Raw genomic sequence first — 18,187 nt, 5'->3', positions numbered from 1 at the left:
CTGGCCGGGCGCAGGGCGGGGGCCCGAAACGTTTGGCGCCTCGGGCGCTCATAAGTTTTCGGAGGCAACGTGAAGGACATTTTCAACTTCTTCGAGAAGCCGAAGGACCCGCTGTCGTTCAACGCCATTCGCATCGCGCTGGCGTCGCCCGACAAGATCCGCCAGTGGTCGCACGGCGAGGTGAAGAAGCCGGAGACGATCAACTACCGCACCTTCAAGCCGGAGCGGGACGGCCTGTTCTGCGCCCGCATCTTCGGGCCGGTGAAGGACTACGAGTGCAACTGCGGCAAGTACAAGCGCATGAAGCACCGTGGCGTCGTGTGCGAGAAGTGCGGCGTGGAGGTCATCCAGTCCAAGGTGCGTCGTGAGCGCCTGGGCCACATCACGCTGGCCACGCCCGTGGCCCACATCTGGTTCCTCAAGTCGCTGCCCAGCCGCATCGGCAACCTGCTCGACATCACCCTCAAGGAGATGGAGAAGGTGCTGTACTGCGAGAGCTACATGGTCATCGACCCCAAGGCGACGCCGCTCCAGCGGGGCGAGCTGATCTCCGAGGAGAAGATGCACCGGCTCTTCCAGGAGCACGGTGAGGACTCGTTCAGCGCGGGCATGGGCGGCGAGGCCGTCCGCGAGATGCTCAAGTCCCTGGACGTGGAGAAGCTGTCCGAGGAACTGCGCAAGGACATGCGCGAGACCACCAGCGAGGCGAAGCGGAAGAAGTACGCCAAGCGCCTGAAGGTCGCGGAGGCGTTCCGCTCGTCCGGCAACAAGCCGGAGTGGATGATGCTGGACGTCATCCCGGTCATCCCGCCCGACCTGCGTCCGCTGGTGCCCCTGGACGGTGGCCGCTTCGCGACCTCCGACCTCAACGACCTGTACCGCCGCGTCATCAACCGCAACAACCGCCTGAAGCGGCTGCAGGAGCTGAACGCGCCGGACATCATCATCCGCAACGAGAAGCGGATGCTCCAGGAGGCCGTGGACGCGCTGTTCGACAACGGCCGCCGCGGAAAGACCATCACCGGCCCGAACAAGCGGCCGCTGAAGTCGCTGTCCGACATGCTCAAGGGCAAGCAGGGCCGGTTCCGCCAGAACCTGCTCGGCAAGCGCGTGGACTACTCGGGCCGCTCCGTCATCGTCGTGGGCCCCGAGCTGCGCCTGCACCAGTGCGGCCTGCCGAAGATCATGGCGCTCGAGCTCTTCAAGCCGTTCATCTACAACAAGCTTGAAGAGAAGGGCTACGTCACCACCATCAAGTCCGCGAAGAAGATGGTGGAGAAGGAGCGTCCGGAGGTCTGGGACATCCTCGAGGACGTGATCCGCGAGCACCCGGTGCTCCTCAACCGCGCCCCCACGCTGCACCGCCTGGGCATGCAGGCCTTCGAGCCCGTCCTCATCGAGGGCAAGGCCATCCAGCTGCACCCGCTGGTGTGCGCCGCGTTCAACGCGGACTTCGACGGCGACCAGATGGCCGTGCACGTGCCGCTCTCCATCGAGGCCCAGATGGAAGCGCGCGTGCTGATGATGTCGACGAACAACATCCTCAGCCCCGCGAACGGCAAGCCCATCATCGTCCCGACGCAGGACATGGTGCTCGGCATCTACTACATGACCCGCGCCCGCGAGTTCGCCAACGGCGAGGGCCGCGTGTTCTCGTCGCCGGACGAGGTGCGTGCCGCGTACGACCACGGCGAGGTGCACCTGCAGGCGAAGATCGTCTGCCGCATCGACGGCAAGCGGAAGGAGACCACGGTCGGCCGCGTGCTGCTGTGGGAGGTCGTTCCGCGCCGCGTGGGCTTCGACGCCATCAACAAGGTGCTCGACAAGAAGTCGCTCGGTAACCTCATCGACCTCTGCTACCGCCTCACGGGCGAGAAGGAGACGGTGCTGCTGGCGGACCGCGTCCGCAGCGCGGGCTACTTCCACGCGACCCGCGCCGGTATCTCCATCGCGCTGAAGGACATGATCATCCCTGCGAAGAAGCAGGAGTTCCTGGACTACGCGCGCAAGGAAGTGTCGGAGATCGAGAACCAGTACCTGGAAGGCCTCATCACCGACGGTGAGCGCTACAACAAGGTCATCGATATCTGGGCGGAGATCACCGAGAAGGTCGCCCAGGAGATGATGCAGCAGATCTCCCAGGACGAGGCCAGCGGGGACGTGGACGGCAAGCGCGTGACGCGCAAGCAGCCGTCGTTCAACCCCATCTACATCATGGCCGACTCCGGTGCCCGCGGCAGCGCCCAGCAGATCCGCCAGCTGGCGGGTATGCGCGGCCTGATGGCGAAGCCCTCCGGCGAAATCATCGAGACGCCCATCACGGCCAACTTCCGTGAAGGCCTCTCCGTGCTCCAGTACTTCATCTCCACGCACGGCGCCCGCAAGGGTCTGGCGGACACGGCGCTCAAGACGGCCAACTCCGGTTACCTCACCCGCCGTCTCGTGGACGTGGCGCAGGACGCCATCATCAACGAGTACGACTGCGGCACCATGGACGGTCTGTTCATTGGCGCCCTGGTCGAGGGCGGCGAGATCATCGAGCCGCTGGGTGAGCGCATCCTGGGCCGCGTGGCCCTGGACGACATCCTCGACCCGGTGACGGGCGAGGTGCTGGTGCGCGCCAACGAGGAGATCGACGAGGACCGCGTCCGCCGCATCGAGAACAGCGGTCTGGACAAGGTGAAGATCCGCTCGGTGCTCACCTGCCAGGCCAAGCGCGGCATCTGCGTGGAGTGCTACGGCCGTGACCTGGCGCGTGGCCGCAAGGTGTCCGTGGGCGAGGCCGTGGGCGTCATCGCGGCGCAGTCCATCGGTGAGCCGGGTACGCAGCTGACGATGCGCACCTTCCACATCGGTGGTGCGGCGACCCGTCGCGCGGAGCAGTCCAGCCTGGAGAACCGCTACGCGGGCTCCGTGAAGTTCGCGGGCCTGAACACGGTGCAGAAGGCGGACGGCACGCTGGTGGCCATGAACCGCAACGGCGAGATCGTCGTCGTCGACGAGTCCGGCCGCGAGCGCGAGCGCTACCAGATCATCTACGGCGCCCGCATCCTGGTGAAGGAGAACCAGAAGCTGGAGCCGGGCGTGCTCCTGGCCGAGTGGGACCCGTTCGCGATTCCCCTGCTCACGGAAGTGGGCGGTGTCGTGCGCTACGAGGACATCATCGAAGGCGTGACGATGTCCGAGACGCTCGACGAGGTGACGGGCCTGTCGCGCAAGACGGTCATCGAGTCCAAGGACCCGGAGGCACGTCCGCGCGTCACCATCCGCGACGCGGCTGGCAACGTGAAGGAGCTGCCGTCGTCCAAGAACCCGGCCAGCTACTTCCTGCCCCAGGGCGCCATCATCACGGTCAACGACCAGGATGAGATCAGCGCCGGTGAAGTCATCGCCAAGGTGCCGCGGGAGACGACGAAGACCAAGGACATCACGGGCGGTCTGCCCCGCGTGGCCGAGCTCTTCGAGGCGCGCAAGCCCAAGGACGCGGCGGCGATCGCGGAGATCGACGGCGTGGTGTCCTTCGGCAAGGACACCAAGGGCAAGCGCAAGCTCATCATCACCCCCGAGGTGAACGGCGAGCAGCGCGCGGACCTGGCCAAGGAGTACCTGATCTCCAAGGGCAAGAGCATCAACGTCCACTCCGGCGACCGCGTGAAGGCCGGCGAGGCGATGATGGACGGCGCGGCCAACCCGCACGACATCCTCAAGGTGCTGGGCGAGAAGGAACTCGCGCGCTACCTGGTGGACGAAGTGCAGGAGGTCTACCGACTGCAGGGCGTGAAGATCAACGACAAGCACATCGAGACGATCGTCCGGCAGATGCTGCGCCGGGTGCGCGTCACCGACGTGGGCGACACCAACTTCCTGGTCGACGAGCAGGTCGAGAAGTGGGTGTTCGAGGAGGAGAACGAGAAGGTCATGTCCGAAGGGAAGCGCCCGGCCGTGGGCGAGCCCCTGTTGCTCGGCATCACCAAGGCGTCGCTCTCCACCGAGTCGTTCATCTCCTCGGCGTCGTTCCAGGAGACCACGAAGGTGCTCACCGAGGCCGCCATCAACGGCAAGGTGGACTACCTGCGCGGCCTCAAGGAGAACGTCATCATGGGCCGGCTCATCCCCGCCGGCACGGGCCTGCCGAACTACAAGCACCTCGACATCGAGGTGGAGAGCCCCACGGACGAGGTCAACGAGATGGAGGCCGCCCTGGCCGCCACCCACGGCGACACCGGCCCGCTGGCCCCTCCGCCGTCGCGGCCGGACACCCGGTCCACCGACGTCGCCTAGTGTTTCCCCGAGGCGTCCCTGACGCTTCGTGAGCCAGCCGCCGTCCTGGTGTCATGCCGGGACGGCGGCTTTCTCGTTTTGCACACTTCGGACCGTGTTCGCTTGACAGCATGTCGCGGTGCGTTATGTTGACGCATCACGTTACGAAACCCGGAACACCCGGGGGGGAGCGCGACATGGCGACAACGAGTGAGACGAGCGAGAAGACGGGCGTGACGCAGAACGTGGAGGCCTTCCTGAAGGGGCGGCTCTCCGAGGCGCAGAAGCGGTTCCAGGGGCTGGAGGGGGAGGCGAACAAGGCCTTCCGCGCGCTGGAGACGCGGGGCCAGGTGGCGGCGAAGGAGGTCCAGGCCCTGTGGACGAAGGTGCAGGCCGGTGAGCTGCGCGCGGATCCCCGCGTTCAGGAGCTGACGAAGAAGGTGGACGCGGCGGGCGTGGAGCTGCGCAAGCGTCTGGACGGGCTGCAGACGAAGGTTGTCGAGGCGGTGGGAGTTGCCAGCCAGTCCCAGGTGGAGCAGATCACCCGCGAGCTGAACCGCCTTTCGAAGAAGCTGGATGTGCTCCTGAAGCCCACCCGGCGTGCTCACCGGTCGACCAAGAACTCGGCCGGGGCGGCGTCTAGCCCGCGGGCCTGAGCAGCGTTTTCATCACCCATGGGGTGTGCTTAGGTCGCAAACCCCTTTGAATGCCTCAGGTTCCTTCCACCGGGAGGGCCTGGGGTAACTCCCGGAGCGACTTCATGGACAACAACACCGAGGCCCCCCGAGAGAAGACCTCCGTGGCGGAGGCATTCGAGCGGATCTGGAGCCAGGCGCTTCTGGCCGTGAACACGGCGGAGGAGGAGGCGTCCCGGGCCGTGCAGCGCGTTGCATCCGTCGCGGGCTGGAGTCAGGACGAGGTGAAGCGCCAGGCCCGTGAGTTCGCGGAGCGGCTGACGGGTCACCGCAAGGACCTGGAGCACAACGTGGAGGAGCGGGTCCGCGCGACCCTGACCCTCCTGAAGCTGCCGCGTCGCGAGGAACTGCAGGCGATGGGCGCTCGCCTGGAGCGTCTGAACGAACGCATCCAGGCCCTGGAGCACCGCAAGTGAGTGGACCCGCCGCCTCGGGCGGCAGGTCGTGGGGAACGCGGTTCTTCGCGGGGCTGCATGCCCTGAGCAGCGGGTGCTCCCGGCTCCCGCTGCTCGCGGGCGTGGCGCTCGTGGTGTCCGCGCGGGTGGTGCCGCTCCTGGAGGAGCCCACCCCCCCGTCCGTGGTTCCTGAGGTGGTGGCGCAGGAGGCCATCTCCGAGGAGGCGGCGCTCATCGACGCCGTGCTGGCCAAGCGCGCCCCGGACCTGGGGCTCACGCTGCGCCGGCGGCTGGGGCAGGCCATCGACGAGGAGTCGCGCCGCACGGGGTATGACCCGCTGCTGGTGCTGGCCCTCATCGACGTGGAGTCCGACTTCGAGGAGGAGTCCGTCTCCGAGAAGGGCGCCCGGGGGCTGATGCAGATCAAGCCCAGCACGCTGCACTTCCTGGCGGAGAAGGAGGGCCTGAAGCTGTCGCGCGAGGAGGTGGTGGCGGATCCCGCCGTCTGCGTGCGCCTGGGCATCCGCTACCTGCGCAACCTGCAGGGCCGCTTCGGCGGCGACCTGGACCTGGCGTTGATGGCCTACAACGCGGGCCCCACGCGCATCCGGGACGCCATCAAGGCCGGAGAACTGGAGAAGTTCCGCCGCTACCCCCGGGCCGTGCGGCGCGACTTCCGCCGCTTCCGCGAGGGCCATGGCCTGGGCGGAGACTGGGCGCTCGCGCAGCGCGAGCCGCCTCCGCCGACGCCCGACGAGACGCCGACCGCGGCGCCCTGAGCCGCCTGCGCTCGGCCGGGCAGGAAGACGGACCGCCCGGCGGATGTTCGCGGCGGCGGAGCGCTCCAAGGGAGGCCGTCCCCGCCTTGTCCCGCTCCCCCGGGTGCGCTAAGTCGTTTGCAAGCTCCCGGGACTGTTGAGGATTCCTGGAGGAACGCCCCCATGTCACGCCCGTCCGCCCGCATTGCCCTCACCGTCGCGGCCTCGCTCGTCCCCATGCTGGCCCTGGCCGGCTCGGTCTTCCTGAACGGAGTGAAGATCGACGGGGTGACGAACACGCGCTTCGAGAAGGCCACCGTCCGCATCGACGCCGAGGGGAACATCTACATCGACGCGCCGGGCTACGCCGCCCGCGTGACGACCGTGACGCCCACGCCGGCGGCTCCGACCACCGCCACGCCCCCAGCCGCCGCGGCCCCGGATGCGGGCGTCGTCGCGCAGGCTCCCGCACCGGCCGCTCCCGCGGCGGCCACGTCTGCGCCGGCGCGCATCACCCAGCGCTACTGGCTGGTGACGGAGCAGACGACGCCGGGCATGACGGACTTCGACATCGACGTGTACGTGAACTCGCGCTGGCTGCGTCGTTTGCGCAACAACGAAGACCAGGTGGTGATGGACATCACCAGCCAGTTGCGTCCCGGCGCGAACGCGGTGACGCTGATTGCCCGCAAGGTGAACGGGGGCAGCCGCCGCAGCACGTCGCCCGGGAACGTCTTCAAGGTGATCATCGGCGAGGGCAACGAGGGCGGCGGCAACGTGATGATTGACACGCCCCTCATCCGCTTCCAGAAGACGGCTGCGGACGCGCAGGACGCGACCGAGGAGTTCACGCTCACCACCCGCTAGGGTGCGCGGGAAGGGAGACGACGGTGTTCACCATCGACGAGCGCTACCGGGGTCTCCCCGCCAGCCGCGACCAGGTGCTCGCGCTGCACCTGTCGCTCAACACGCCGCACGTGGCCATTCCCGGCAAGCAGGCCGGGCCCGCGCAGGCCTTCGTGGTGGGGCTGCGCGGCGGACAGAGCGCGGGCGTCTTCGTGTACCTGTACCTGGTGGAGGCGGGGGACTGCGCGGTGTACGTGTCCGGCCGGCGCATCCAGTCCGCGGACGAGTTGCGCGAGGACGAGGACGACGCGCTCGCGTTCGTGGAGTCGCTGGGCTTCATGATGGACAACGCGAACTGGCGCTCCGCGGCCCCCGCGCAGCAGGACGAGTGGCTGAAGACGCTGCCCGTGTTCTTCCGGGAGCCCACGCTCGTGCCCGCCGTGAAGGCCCGCGCCGAAGAGAAGCGCAACGTCGCCACCACCCTGGGCCGCTTCCTGGCCGCGTTCTGACCCTCCACCCTGGATTGGCACCCATGTCCCGCATCACTTCCTCCTGCTTCCTCGCGTTCGCGCTCGCGTCGGCGGGCTGCGCGCACGTCCCCACGGAGAAGGAGCGCCGGAGTTCGGAGATCCACTACGACCTGGGCGTGCAGGCCCAGCAGCACGGCGCGGTGCAGGACGCGCTCGCGGAGTACCAGAAGGCGCTGGAGCAGAACCCGGACAACCCGGAGGCCCACAACGCGGTGGGCCTGCTGCTGCACTTGTCCTTCCGCCGGCTCGACGAGGCGGCGTCGCACTACGAGAAGGCGCTGAAGCTGCGGCCGACCTTCTCCGACGCGCGCACCAATCTGGGCAACCTGCGCCTGGACCAGGAGCGCTACGACGACGCCATCAAGCTGTACGAGGAGTCGCTCAACGACATGCAGTACCGCTACGGCTTCTCCGCGCAGGGGAACCTGGGCTGGGCGCTCTACAAGAAGGGCGACACGGTGAACGCGGTGCAGAACATCAAGGCCGCCGTCACCACGAACCCGGAGTTCTGCCTGGGCTACAAGAACCTGGGCATCATCTACGACGAGACGGGCAAGACGGAGGAGGCGTGCCGGCAGTTTGCCCACTACCGTGAGAAGTGCCCGGACGTGGCGGAGGCCTACCAGCGCGAAGGCGTGTGCCAGGCGAAGCTCGGGCGGGTCGAGGAGGCGAAGAAGGCGTTCGCGACCTGCGAGTCCAAGGCCCAGCCGAACGAGTCGGTGCTCAAGGACCACTGTCGCTCACTGCTGGACCACCTCTAGCCGCGGGGGCCCCGAAAGACCGTGGACCACGTCGACTTCGGCAAATACCTCAGCCAGCAGCGCGAGCTTCGCGGCATGTCGCGCGAGGACGTCTCCCGGGAGACGAAGATTCCCCCCAGCCTCGTCGCGGCGCTGGAGGCGGGGCAGGTGGAGCGTCTGCCCGAGCGCGTGTTCGTGCTGAACTACATCCGCGCGTACGCGCAGGTCATCGGCCTGTCGCCGGAGGAGGCGGCGCTGCGCTACGAGGAGGTGGACCGGGCGGTGCCCGCGCCTTCGCCGGCGCAGCTCGAGAAGGCGCGGCGCAAGCGGGCGTACCTCATCCTGGCCATCCTCCTGGCGATCGTGCTCCTGGGCGCGGGCCTGTTCCTGGTGCTGTCCGGGAAGCTCCCGCCCCCCGCCGCGCGTTGACGAGGGATCATGGAGCGGTACGCCGACGACGCGTTCGTGCTGTCCACGGTGGACTATGGTGAGTCCGACCGGCTGGTGACGCTGCTCACACGTGAGCACGGCAAGCTGACCGCGTTCGCCGCGGGCGCTCGCAAGAGCAAGCGCCGTTTCGCGGGGGCGCTGGAGCCGTTCATGCGGCTGCGCGTCCAGCTCGTGGAGACGCGCGGCAGCACGGTGCGCTTGGACTCGGCGGACATCGTCGCGGGCTTCTACGCCGCGCGTGAGGACCTGTCGCTCATCGCCCGGGCGCTGTACGCGGTGGAGCTGTGCCGCGAGCTCACGCGCGACCACGAGCCTCACCCGGAGCTGTTCGAGCTGGCGGAGGGCTACCTGCACCGGCTGGACGCGAAGGAGGCCGGGCCCACGTCGCTGCTCGCGTTCGAGCTGGCGGCGTTGGCGCAGGCGGGGCTGATGCCGCGCTTCGACTCCTGTTCGCTGTGTGGCGGCCAGCCCGGCGAGCGGCCCCGGTTCGATCAGGGCCATGGTGGCGCGGTGTGCGAGCCCTGTGGCGGACGCGCGCGCGACTCGGTGCCGGTGCCGGTGGCGCTGCTGGCGGGCTTGCGCTCGCTCCAGGAAGGTCAGCGCACGCCGCTGCCCGCGGACCTGCGCGCTCGGGCGCGGGGGCTGCTCAACGTCTTCATCGCGCACCACGTGGGCCGCAAGCTGAAGAGCGTGGAGTTCATGGCGCAGGTGGGCCTGGACTGACGGGCGGCGCGGTCCCCAGGGGAAGGGTCATGCACGAAGCCGGACCGCTGGACGTGGTGTGTGTCGGCGAGACGCTGGTGGACTTCCTTCCCGTGGCCGGTGGTGCCGCGCGCGTGCGGGACGTGGAGGCGTGGAAGCCGGCGCCGGGCGGTTCTCCGGCCAATGTCTCCGTGGGGCTCGCGCGGTTGGGGCTGCGCTCGGCGATGGTGGGCGTGGTGGGCTCCGACGAGTTCGGCCACTTCCTGCGGGACCGGCTGGCGGCGGATGGCGTGGACGTGAGCCGCCTGCGCCAGGTGGACCACGCTCGCACGGGCCTGCTGTTCGTCTCGCTGGATGCGCATGGCGAGCGTACCTTCACGTACTTCCGGACGCGGTCGGCGGAGTTCCTGCTGGACGACTCCGACGTGGATGGCGACTTCGTTCGGCGTGCGAAGGCGCTTCACTGCGGCTCCAACTCCCTGCTCCTGCCCGAGGCGCGTGAGGCCATGGTGCGCATGCTCACCCTGGCGCGTGAGGCCGGGATGCTGGTGAGCTGTGACCCGAACCTGCGGCTGCACGTGTGGACACAGCCCGAGGAGCTTCAAGTCCTCCTGGGCCGCATGCTCCCGCTGTGCACGGTGGTGAAGCTGTCCGAGGAGGAGATCCACTTCGCCACCGGCGAGCACTCGCCGGAGGCGGCCCTGCACGTCCTGGCCGCGAAGGGCGTGCGGCTGCCCGTGGTGACGCTGGGGCCGCGCGGGGCGGTGTTCCTCTGGCGGGGCGAGGTCCTCTCCGTTCCCGCGCCCCAGGTGACGGTGGTGGACACGACGGGCGCCGGCGACGGCTTCGTGTCCGCGATGTTGAGCGGGCTGGTGCGGGGGTATGGCGACGCGGCGTCACTGGAGGGCGCGACGCGCGAGGACCTGGTCGCGCTGATGACCTTCGCCGCGGGCGTGGGGGCCCGCGTGGTGACGAAGCTGGGGGCGGTGGCGGCGCTTCCCCTGGCATCCGAAGTCGAGGGGCTGCTTCCACCAGTTCCCGCAGTGAGACGCATCGCGCCGCGCTGACGGGAGGCACCGGGCCGGGTCAGGCTCGCGTGCTTCGCTGCGTCCCGCGTGGCCACCACCCCATCCAGGAGGGACCGATGAGCGACACCCGTGAGAGCGCTTCTTCCACCCCGGCGCGGGTCCGTGGGTTGGAGCAGGTCGACCGGTTGTCCGTGCCGCTGCCGCATGGCACCGAGGTCACGACCCGCGTGGAGCGCGTGTTGTCCGGACGCCGCATTCCCCAGGGCGTGGTGGGCCGCGTCGTGCGCGCGCATGACGGCGGATTCGATATCCAGATCGTGGGCGTGGGCGAGGTGTGGTTCGCGCGCGACGAGCTGGTGCCCCGGCGGGTGGGCCAGGTGCAGTTCGCCCAGCGGCGCGAGGCGGCCTGGGGCGCGCTGCGTCCGTGCGTGGTGCTGGAGACGCGCGTGGGCAGTCACGCCTGGGGGCTGGCGGATGAGCGCTCCGATGTGGACGTGCGCGGTGTGTTCGCGCTGCCGCTGCCGTGGACGCTGGGCTTGGGGCAGCCGCCGCAGGACCTGGTGAGCGCGGATGGCAGCACCACGTACTGGGAGGTCCGCAAGACGGTGGAGCAGGCGCTGCGCGCGGATCCGAACACGCTGGAGACCCTGTTCGTCCCCGGCGCGACGCCGGTGGATGAGCTGGGCACGTGGGTGCTGGAGGCCCGGGAGGCGTTCGTCTCCAAGGCCATCTTCGGGAGCTTCGGACGCTACGCCATGAGCCAGCTCGACAAGCTCACCCGCAGTCAGCGGCTGGCCGAGCACCGCGACCTGCTGCTCGCGTGGCTGTGCGAGGACCCCACGCCGGACCTGGACGAGGTGGCCAGGCGCCTGGCCGCCGTGTCGCCCCGCGCGGCGCCCACGCCCGAGGACGCGGTGCTCGCGGCGAAGACGTACGTCAAGCAGCTCTACCGCTCGCTCTGGGACCAGGGGTTGCTCGCGGCGAACGACTTCGCGGCGCTCACGGCGTACGCGCGCGGCGGCGGCCAGCGTCCTCCAGCCGCGCGGGAGCTGCGGCCGAAGAACGCCTACAACCTGCTGCGGCTGGTGTCGCTGGCGACGGGCTGGCTGCGCGACGGAGTGCCCACCTTCGAGGCGACGGGGTCGCTGAAGGCGCGGCTGCTCGACATCAAGGGCGGACAGGTGCCACTGGAGGACGTGCTGCGCGACGCGGAGTCGATGGCGCCTGCGCTGGAGGCCGCGCACCGGGAGAGCCGGCTGCCGGAACATCCGGACTACGCCCGCGCGGACCAGCTGCTGCGGCGGGTGGGGGCCGAAGTGGCGCGGCGCTGGGTCTTGAAGACGCCCGGGCCGCTGGGCCGTGACGCGCCGGAGGCTCCGGCGCTGGAAGGAGGGATGGAATGAAGGGCAAGCTGACGGAGCATCAGGAACGGATGGCGGACCGCGTGCTGGACGCCGAGTCCCTCGAGCGCGAGCACCTGGTCATCTCGTTGTCCGGCGCGCATGCGTACGGTTTCCCGTCACATGACAGCGACCTGGACCTCAAGGGCATCCACATCGCGCCCACCGCCGCGCTCCTGGGCCTCCAGCCACGGCACGTGCCGGCGGAGCGGATGGAGGTGCTGGAGGGGGTGGAGGTGGACTACTCGTCCAACGAATTGCAGCCCGTGCTGCTGGGCATCCTCCAGGGCAACGGCAACTACATCGAGCGGGTGCTCGGCGCCATCACCGTGCGGGCCCTGCCGGAGCTGGAGACGCTGCGGCCCCTGGTGCGGGCCGTGCTGTCGCGGCGCATCCACCGGCACTACCGGGGCTTCGCGCAGGGGCAGCTGCGTGAATGGGAGAAGAGCGGCTTCCGCTCCGTGAAGAAGCTGCTGTACGTGCTGCGCACCACGCTCACCGGAGCGCATGCGCTGCGAACGGGCGAGGTGGAGACGGACGTCACCGTCCTGCTGGAGCCGTTTGGCTTTGGCGAGGCGCACGCGCTGGTGGAGCGCAAGCAGCGCGGTGAGCGCATCGAGTTGGATGCAGCCCTCAGCGAGCAGTGGCAGCGCGAGGTGTCGCGTGCGTTCGCGGTGCTCGACGCGGCGGACGCGGGCTCCGTGTTGCCTCTGGAGCCTCAACCGGCGGCGGTGGCGGCGCTCGAGGGCTGGATGCTCGACGTGCGGCGCCAGCGCTTTGGCGCCTAAGCCGCTTTCCCGGGGCTCCTGGCTCCAGCGGACGGACCGGCAGTAAAGACGATCATCGACCTGGGAGGGCCTGGCGGGTAACATCCGCCCCGCCATGAGCATGCAGGGAGGCGCCGGAGAAGATCCCGACCGGGGGCGGCGCATCGGAAAATACGAGATCCTCACCCGACTCTCGATGGGAGGGATGGCGGAGCTGTTCCTCGCGTACACCTCCGGCCCCGGTGGCTTCCGCAAGTTCGTGGCGGTGAAGCAGATCCTCCCCGACATCAAGAAGGACGATCAGTTCGTCAAGATGTTCCTCGACGAGGCGCGCATCACCGCGGCCTTCTCGCACGCGAACATCGGACAGGTGTTCGACCTGGGGGAGGAGGACGGCGAGCTGTACCTCGCCATGGAGTTCCTGCCGGGCCAGAACCTGGAGCAGGTGGTGAAGATGGCGGCGCGGCGCAACTACACGCTGCCGCTGGGCTTCAGCGCGCGCGTGATGCGCGACACGTGCCTGGGCCTGCACTACGCCCACCACTTCATGGATCCGTCGGGCCGTCCCGTGGCGGTGGTGCACCGCGACGTGTCCCCGAAGAACGTGATGATCACCTACGACGGCGTCGTGAAGGTGATCGACTTCGGCATCGCCAAGGCGCGCGGCAAGCTGGGGCGCACGCAGGTGGGCACCGTGAAGGGGACCAGCGGGTACATGTCCCCGGAGCAGGTGCGCAACAAGGACCTGGACGGCCGCAGCGACCAGTTCTCCACGGGCGTGATGTTCCACGAACTGCTGACCGGTCAGCGCCTGTTCAACGCCCCGGGCGAGGCCGCCGTGATGATGCAGATCGTGGACGGGGAGATCCCCGCGCCGCGCTCGCTCAACGGTGCCGTGCCGGAGGCCCTGGAAGCGGTGGTGCTCAAGTCGCTGTCGCGCGACACCGCCCAGCGCTTCGGCACGTGCCGGGAGATGGCGCGCGCCATCGAGGCCACGCTGGGCTCCGAGCTGTTCGACGAAGACCAGATGGCCGCCGTCATGGGCGAGCTCTTCGAGGAGAAGCGCCAGAAGACGCGCACGCTCCTGGAGCTGGCCAGCCGCGCCGAGGACGCCCGCGTCAGCGAGGCCGCCGGCGCGCTCCAGGCGGAGGAGGGGAGTGTTCAGGCCGCCGCGGCGCCCACCGCGCAGGTGAAGTCGCCGCACGCGGAGGCCCCGCCCGCGGACACCGCGCAGTCTCCCAAGCCCACGCCCGCCCGCCGCGCCGCGACCGAGTCCGCGACGCCCGGCCCTCGCGCGACGCCGCGTCCCGCCGCGGACGCCATTGATGCCCGTGCGTCGCGTGTCAACACGCCCACCGTGACGCCACGAGCGCAGCGTCCCTCGGACGCGGCGCCCATTCCCCGCGTGGTGCGTCCTCCTCCGGACGCCGCCCGGCCCTCGCGCGCCCGTCCCGGCACGCGGCCCGAACCCGCCGAAGCCCGGGGCGCGTCCCAGCCCGAGGGGCTGATGGATCCGCCCAGCGAGCTCCAGACCCGGCGCTTTCCTGCCCGTCCCGCGCGCAACTCCGCCCGGGCCTCGCGTCACGCGGAAGAAGAGGGCGCCGAAGCGCCGCCCCCGGCCACCCCCGCCCGTGAAGGCTCCGGCTGGGGCATGCGCCTGTTCCTGCTCGTCCTCCTCGGCGGCGTGGCCTATCTGGCGACGCTCGAGCCCGTCCGCCGCGTGTTCATGCCGGCATACGAGTCCGCGAAGCAGTGGGTGCAGGCGGAGCTGGATCCGCCTCCGCCCGTGGACCCGGCCGCGAACGGGCAGTGGCCGCCCAAGCCCTCCGGTCCGCCTCCTGGATTCGCCCAGAAGACCGCCCCCGAGCCCGAGAAGGCGCCGGAGGTGGCGCCTTCGCCTCCATCCGAACCCGTGGTGGAGACAACGGCCGCCGACGCGAAGAAGGCGCCTGGGAGCAAGGGCAGCCACAAGGCCAGGCCGGCCGGCGCCAGCGCTGCGCCCGCCGTGGCGGAAAAGCCCGCGGTGGCGAAGGCGGAGACGCGCCCCGCGAAGCCCGAGGCCCCGGAGCCCATCACCACCGTCACGCAGGAGGCGAACCCGGAGGTGCTCGACACGTCCACCTCGAAGGGCGCCGCGAAGGCGGGCCTGGGCTGGCTCACGCTCTACACGGTGCCCAAGAACGCGGCCGTGTTCGACGGCGCCACGCAGCTGGGAACGTCTCCCTTGAGCAAGTTCCCGCTCCCCGTGGGCACCTACCGTCTGCGTGTGGTGGACCCGCAGGACCCCGGCGGAACGAGCAAGCTGTTGTCTGCTCCCATCCGTCCCGGTGAAGTGACGAAGCTGCAGATTCGACTGGCCGACCTCCCGGCCTACGCGGATTGACCGCCGTCCTTGACGCTCCTGGACCCCCTCACTAGGGTCCGCCGCGTTCCGCTTTCGCCTTCGACGCACTGCGAGAAGGACTCGCCAACATGTATTTCCAGGACCTCATCCTCACGCTCCAGAAGCACTGGGCCGACCAGGGATGCATCGTCACCCAGTCGTACGACACGGAAGTCGGCGCGGGCACGATGGCCCCGTACACGTTCCTGCGCGCGCTCGGTCCCGAGCCCTGGAACGTCGCCTACGTGCAGCCCTCGCGGCGCCCCGCCGACGGCCGCTTCGGTGAGAACCCGAACCGCCTGTTCCAGCACCACCAGTTCCAGGTCATCCTCAAGCCCGCCCCCAAGAACGTCCAGGAGCTGTACCTGGAGTCGCTCCGGAAGGTGGGGATGGATCCCCTGGAGCACGACATCCGCTTCGTCGAGGACGACTGGGAGTCCCCCACGCTGGGCGCCTGGGGCCTGGGCTGGGAGGTGTGGTGCGACGGGATGGAGGTGACGCAGTTCACCTACTTCCAGCAGTGCGGCGGCTTCGACTGCCGCCCCGTGGCCGCGGAGCTGACGTACGGGCTCGAGCGCCTGATCATGTACCTGCAGAACGTGGAGAACGTCTACGACATCGAGTGGGTCAAGGGCGTGAAGTACCGCGAGGTCTTCCACGCGAACGAAGTGGAGATGAGCAAGTACGCCCTCCACGAGTCCGACCCGCAGATGCTCTTCTCGCTGTTCGACGCGTACGAGAAGGAGTGCAAGCGGCTCATCGAGCGCCACCTGCCGCTGCCCGCGTACGACTACGCGCTGAAGTGCTCGCACACGTTCAACCTGCTGGACGCGCGCGGCGCCATCTCCGTCACCGAGCGCGCCAACTTCATCAAGCGCGTGCGTGACAACGCGCGCCTGTGCGCGGAGGGCTACCTGCAGATGCGCGAGCGTCTGGGCTACCCGCTGACGAAGACGCCGTGGACCGTGGGCGAGCAGCCGCCGGTGCTGGAGGGCAAGCCCGCCAGCGACTACTGGAAGACGGTGCAGCTCAACAAGCCGGTGGAGAAGAAGGAGAAGGCGGAGGTGTCCCGTGGCGCGTGATCTGCTGCTGGAGATTGGGTCCGAGGAGATCCCTGCGTCGTTCATCTTCCCCGCGCTGGAGGACCTGAAGCGCGTGCTCACCGAGCGCATGGCCGATGCCCGCCTGAAGCACGGCGCGGTGCGCACGTTCGGCACGCCGCGCCGGCTGGCCGTCTGGGTCCGCGACGTGGCGGACGCGGGCGAGGACATCACGAAGGAGGTCCTGGGCCCCAGCGCCAAGGCCGCCTTCGACGCGCAGGGCAAGCCCACCAAGGCGGCGGAGAAGTTCGCCGAAGGGCTCAAGCTGTCCGTGGACGCGCTCGGGCGCACCACCACGGCCAAGGGCGAGTACGTCTCCGCGCGCGTGGAGGAGAAGGGCCGTCCGGCGGAGGCCATCCTCCAGGACGCGGTGCACGCGGCGGTGCACGGCATCAACTTCAAGAAGTCCATGCGCTGGGGTGACGTGGACACGGCGTTCGCCCGCCCGGTGCAGTGGATGGTGGCGCTGCTGGGCGACACGGAGCTGCCGGTGGTGCTGGGCGACGTGAAGGCGGGCCGGACGACCTACGGCCACCGCTTCCTCGCGCCGGGCCCCATCGTGCTGAAGGCGCCGTCGGACTACGAGGCCGCGCTGGAGAAGGCGCACGTGGTGGCGGACATCGCGAAGCGCCGCGCGGAGCTGGTGCGCAGGGTGACCGCCGCGGCGAAGGCCGAGGGCGCGCAGCTGCTGGAGGACGAGGGGCTGGTGGACCAGGTGACGAACCTGGTGGAGCTGCCGAGCCCCGTGGTGGGCCGCTTCGAGGAGCGCCACCTGGACCTGCCGCCGGAGGTGCTGGTGCAGGAGATGAAGAGCCACCAGCGCTACTTCTCGCTGACGGACGCGAAGGGGAAGCTGCTGCCGCGCTTCATCGCCGTGTCCAATACGCCGGTGCGCGACGAGCAGCTGTCCCTGCGCGGCTACCAGCGCGTGCTGGCGGCGCGGCTCGCGGACGGGCGCTTCTTCTTCGACGAGGATCGCCGCGCCCCGCTGGCCGACCGCGTGGAGAAGCTGGGCCGCGTGGTGTGGCAGGGGCAGCTGGGCACGTACCTGGAGAAGGTGGAGCGCTTCCGCTCGCTGGCGCTCTGGCTGGCCCAGGCCACGGGCAGGGCAGGGGAGTCCGCCACGGTGGAGCGCGCCGCCACGCTGTCCAAGGCGGACCTCGTCACCGGCATGGTGGGCGAGTTCCCGGAGCTCCAGGGCGTGATGGGCCGCGAGTACGCGCGCGCGGGCGGCGAGCCCGAGGCGGTGGCCCTGGCCATCTTCGAGCACTACCTGCCCCGCGGCGCGGAGGACGCGCTGCCGTCGCAGGACGCGGGCGCGCTCATCGGCCTGGCGGACCGGCTGGACTCGCTGTGCGGCATCTTCGCCATCGGCAAGGCGCCGTCGGGCGCGGCGGATCCGTTCGCGCTGCGCCGCGCGTGTCTGTCCATCATCCGCATCGTGCTGGGGCGCGGCTACCGCTTCAGTCTGTCCGCCGCGGTGGACGAGGCGCTGCGCCTCCTGGCCCCCAAGCTGGCCAACGTGAAGCGCAAGCCGGGTGAGGCGGCCCCGCGCGAGCAGGTGCTGGAGTTCTTCCGCGGCCGCCTCAAGGCGCTGTGGGGCGAGCAGCACCGCACGGACGTCGTGGAGGCGGTGCTGGCCGTGGGCTTCGACGACCTGGTGGCGGCGAAGAAGCGCCTGGATGCCCTGAGCGTGCTCGTGGGCCATGCGGACTTCCAGCCGCTGGCCGCGGCGTTCAAGCGCGTGGTCAACATCGTGGAGAAGCAGGGCAAGGACGTGGCCGGCGGGCAGACCAACCCGCAGCGCTTCACGGACGAGCCGGAGAAGAACCTCCACACCGCCTTCACCCAGGCGCGCGCCAGGGTGGGCGAGCATGTGCGCGCGGACGACTTCGCCAGCGCGCTCAAGGAGATCACCAGCCTGAAGCCCGCCGTGGATACCTTCTTCGACAAGGTGATGGTGATGGCCGAGGACAAGGACCTGCGGGAAAACCGCATCCGGTTCCTCACGGAGATTGGCGCCCTGTTCAACCAGGTGGCGGACTTTTCCAAGATCCAGGCCGAGGCCTGACCGCCGCTTCACCGCCGGAGCGTGCCCGTTCCCCCTCCAGGGGAGCGGCGCACGCCTTCCGG

At 69.6% G+C, this 18,187-nt stretch carries 15 protein-coding genes; all 15 read left to right on the top strand.

Annotated elements, in window-relative coordinates:
• The first annotated feature begins 69 nt into the window (after positions 1-69).
• A complete protein-coding gene (gene rpoC / locus KYK13_RS24130) occupies positions 70-4,281 on the top strand; it encodes a DNA-directed RNA polymerase subunit beta' (RefSeq protein WP_223633855.1) in 4,212 nt (1,403 codons plus the stop codon).
• 176 nt (positions 4,282-4,457) lie between these two features.
• Entirely contained in the window at positions 4,458-4,916 is a 459-nt protein-coding gene (locus KYK13_RS24125; protein ID WP_223633852.1) for a hypothetical protein, read from the top strand.
• A gap of 104 nt (positions 4,917-5,020) precedes the next feature.
• Positions 5,021-5,371: a phasin family protein gene (locus tag KYK13_RS24120; RefSeq protein WP_223633850.1), complete on the top strand. Its 351-nt coding sequence runs from the start codon at positions 5,021-5,023 to the stop codon at positions 5,369-5,371.
• Positions 5,368-6,129 carry a lytic transglycosylase domain-containing protein gene (locus KYK13_RS24115; RefSeq protein ID WP_223633849.1) on the top strand — a complete coding sequence of 254 codons (762 nt, stop codon included), beginning with the start codon at positions 5,368-5,370 and terminating at the stop codon, positions 6,127-6,129. Before KYK13_RS24120 ends, KYK13_RS24115 begins: the two co-directional genes overlap by 4 nt.
• Positions 6,130-6,291: 162 nt before the next feature.
• Positions 6,292-6,975, top strand: coding sequence for a hypothetical protein (locus KYK13_RS24110; RefSeq protein WP_223633847.1), 684 nt, complete (start codon positions 6,292-6,294; stop codon positions 6,973-6,975).
• A gap of 23 nt (positions 6,976-6,998) precedes the next feature.
• A complete protein-coding gene (locus KYK13_RS24105; protein WP_223633846.1) occupies positions 6,999-7,463 on the top strand; it encodes a social motility and stimulation tgl protein in 465 nt (154 codons plus the stop codon).
• 23 nt (positions 7,464-7,486) lie between these two features.
• Positions 7,487-8,245 (top strand): social motility TPR repeat lipoprotein Tgl, encoded by a 759-nt coding sequence (gene tgl, locus KYK13_RS24100; protein ID WP_223633845.1) that lies wholly within the window; start codon positions 7,487-7,489, stop codon positions 8,243-8,245.
• A gap of 21 nt (positions 8,246-8,266) precedes the next feature.
• A complete protein-coding gene (locus tag KYK13_RS24095) occupies positions 8,267-8,653 on the top strand; it encodes a RodZ family helix-turn-helix domain-containing protein (RefSeq protein WP_223633844.1) in 387 nt (128 codons plus the stop codon).
• Positions 8,654-8,662: 9 nt separating this feature from the next.
• Positions 8,663-9,397, top strand: coding sequence for a DNA repair protein RecO (gene recO / locus KYK13_RS24090; protein ID WP_223633843.1), 735 nt, complete (start codon positions 8,663-8,665; stop codon positions 9,395-9,397).
• 29 nt (positions 9,398-9,426) lie between these two features.
• The gene (locus KYK13_RS24085) at positions 9,427-10,443 is read left to right on the top strand and encodes a carbohydrate kinase (RefSeq protein WP_223633842.1); all 1,017 of its coding nucleotides are present in this window, start codon (positions 9,427-9,429) and stop codon (positions 10,441-10,443) included.
• Between the two features lie 77 nt (positions 10,444-10,520).
• Complete coding sequence (locus KYK13_RS24080; protein WP_223633840.1) at positions 10,521-11,807, top strand: DNA polymerase beta superfamily protein; 1,287 nt, start codon at positions 10,521-10,523, stop codon at positions 11,805-11,807.
• Entirely contained in the window at positions 11,804-12,592 is a 789-nt protein-coding gene (locus KYK13_RS24075) for a DNA polymerase beta superfamily protein (RefSeq protein WP_223633838.1), read from the top strand. Before KYK13_RS24080 ends, KYK13_RS24075 begins: the two co-directional genes overlap by 4 nt.
• 94 nt (positions 12,593-12,686) lie before the next feature.
• Positions 12,687-14,954: a serine/threonine-protein kinase gene (locus KYK13_RS24070; protein ID WP_223633835.1), complete on the top strand. Its 2,268-nt coding sequence runs from the start codon at positions 12,687-12,689 to the stop codon at positions 14,952-14,954.
• 89 nt (positions 14,955-15,043) lie between these two features.
• Positions 15,044-16,036, top strand: a complete 993-nt coding sequence (glyQ, locus tag KYK13_RS24065; RefSeq protein WP_223633831.1) for a glycine--tRNA ligase subunit alpha — start codon at positions 15,044-15,046, stop codon at positions 16,034-16,036.
• Positions 16,026-18,125, top strand: a complete 2,100-nt coding sequence (gene glyS / locus KYK13_RS24060) for a glycine--tRNA ligase subunit beta (protein WP_223633828.1) — start codon at positions 16,026-16,028, stop codon at positions 18,123-18,125. The genes glyQ and glyS overlap by 11 nt, the downstream gene beginning before the upstream one ends.
• The last annotated feature ends 62 nt before the right edge of the window (positions 18,126-18,187 follow it).

It is taken from the genome of Corallococcus sp. EGB (assembly GCF_019968905.1).
Lineage (GTDB): Bacteria > Myxococcota > Myxococcia > Myxococcales > Myxococcaceae > Corallococcus.
The sequence above is the reverse complement of the archived record's forward strand: the minus strand, read 5'-3'. Positions and strand labels throughout refer to the sequence as shown.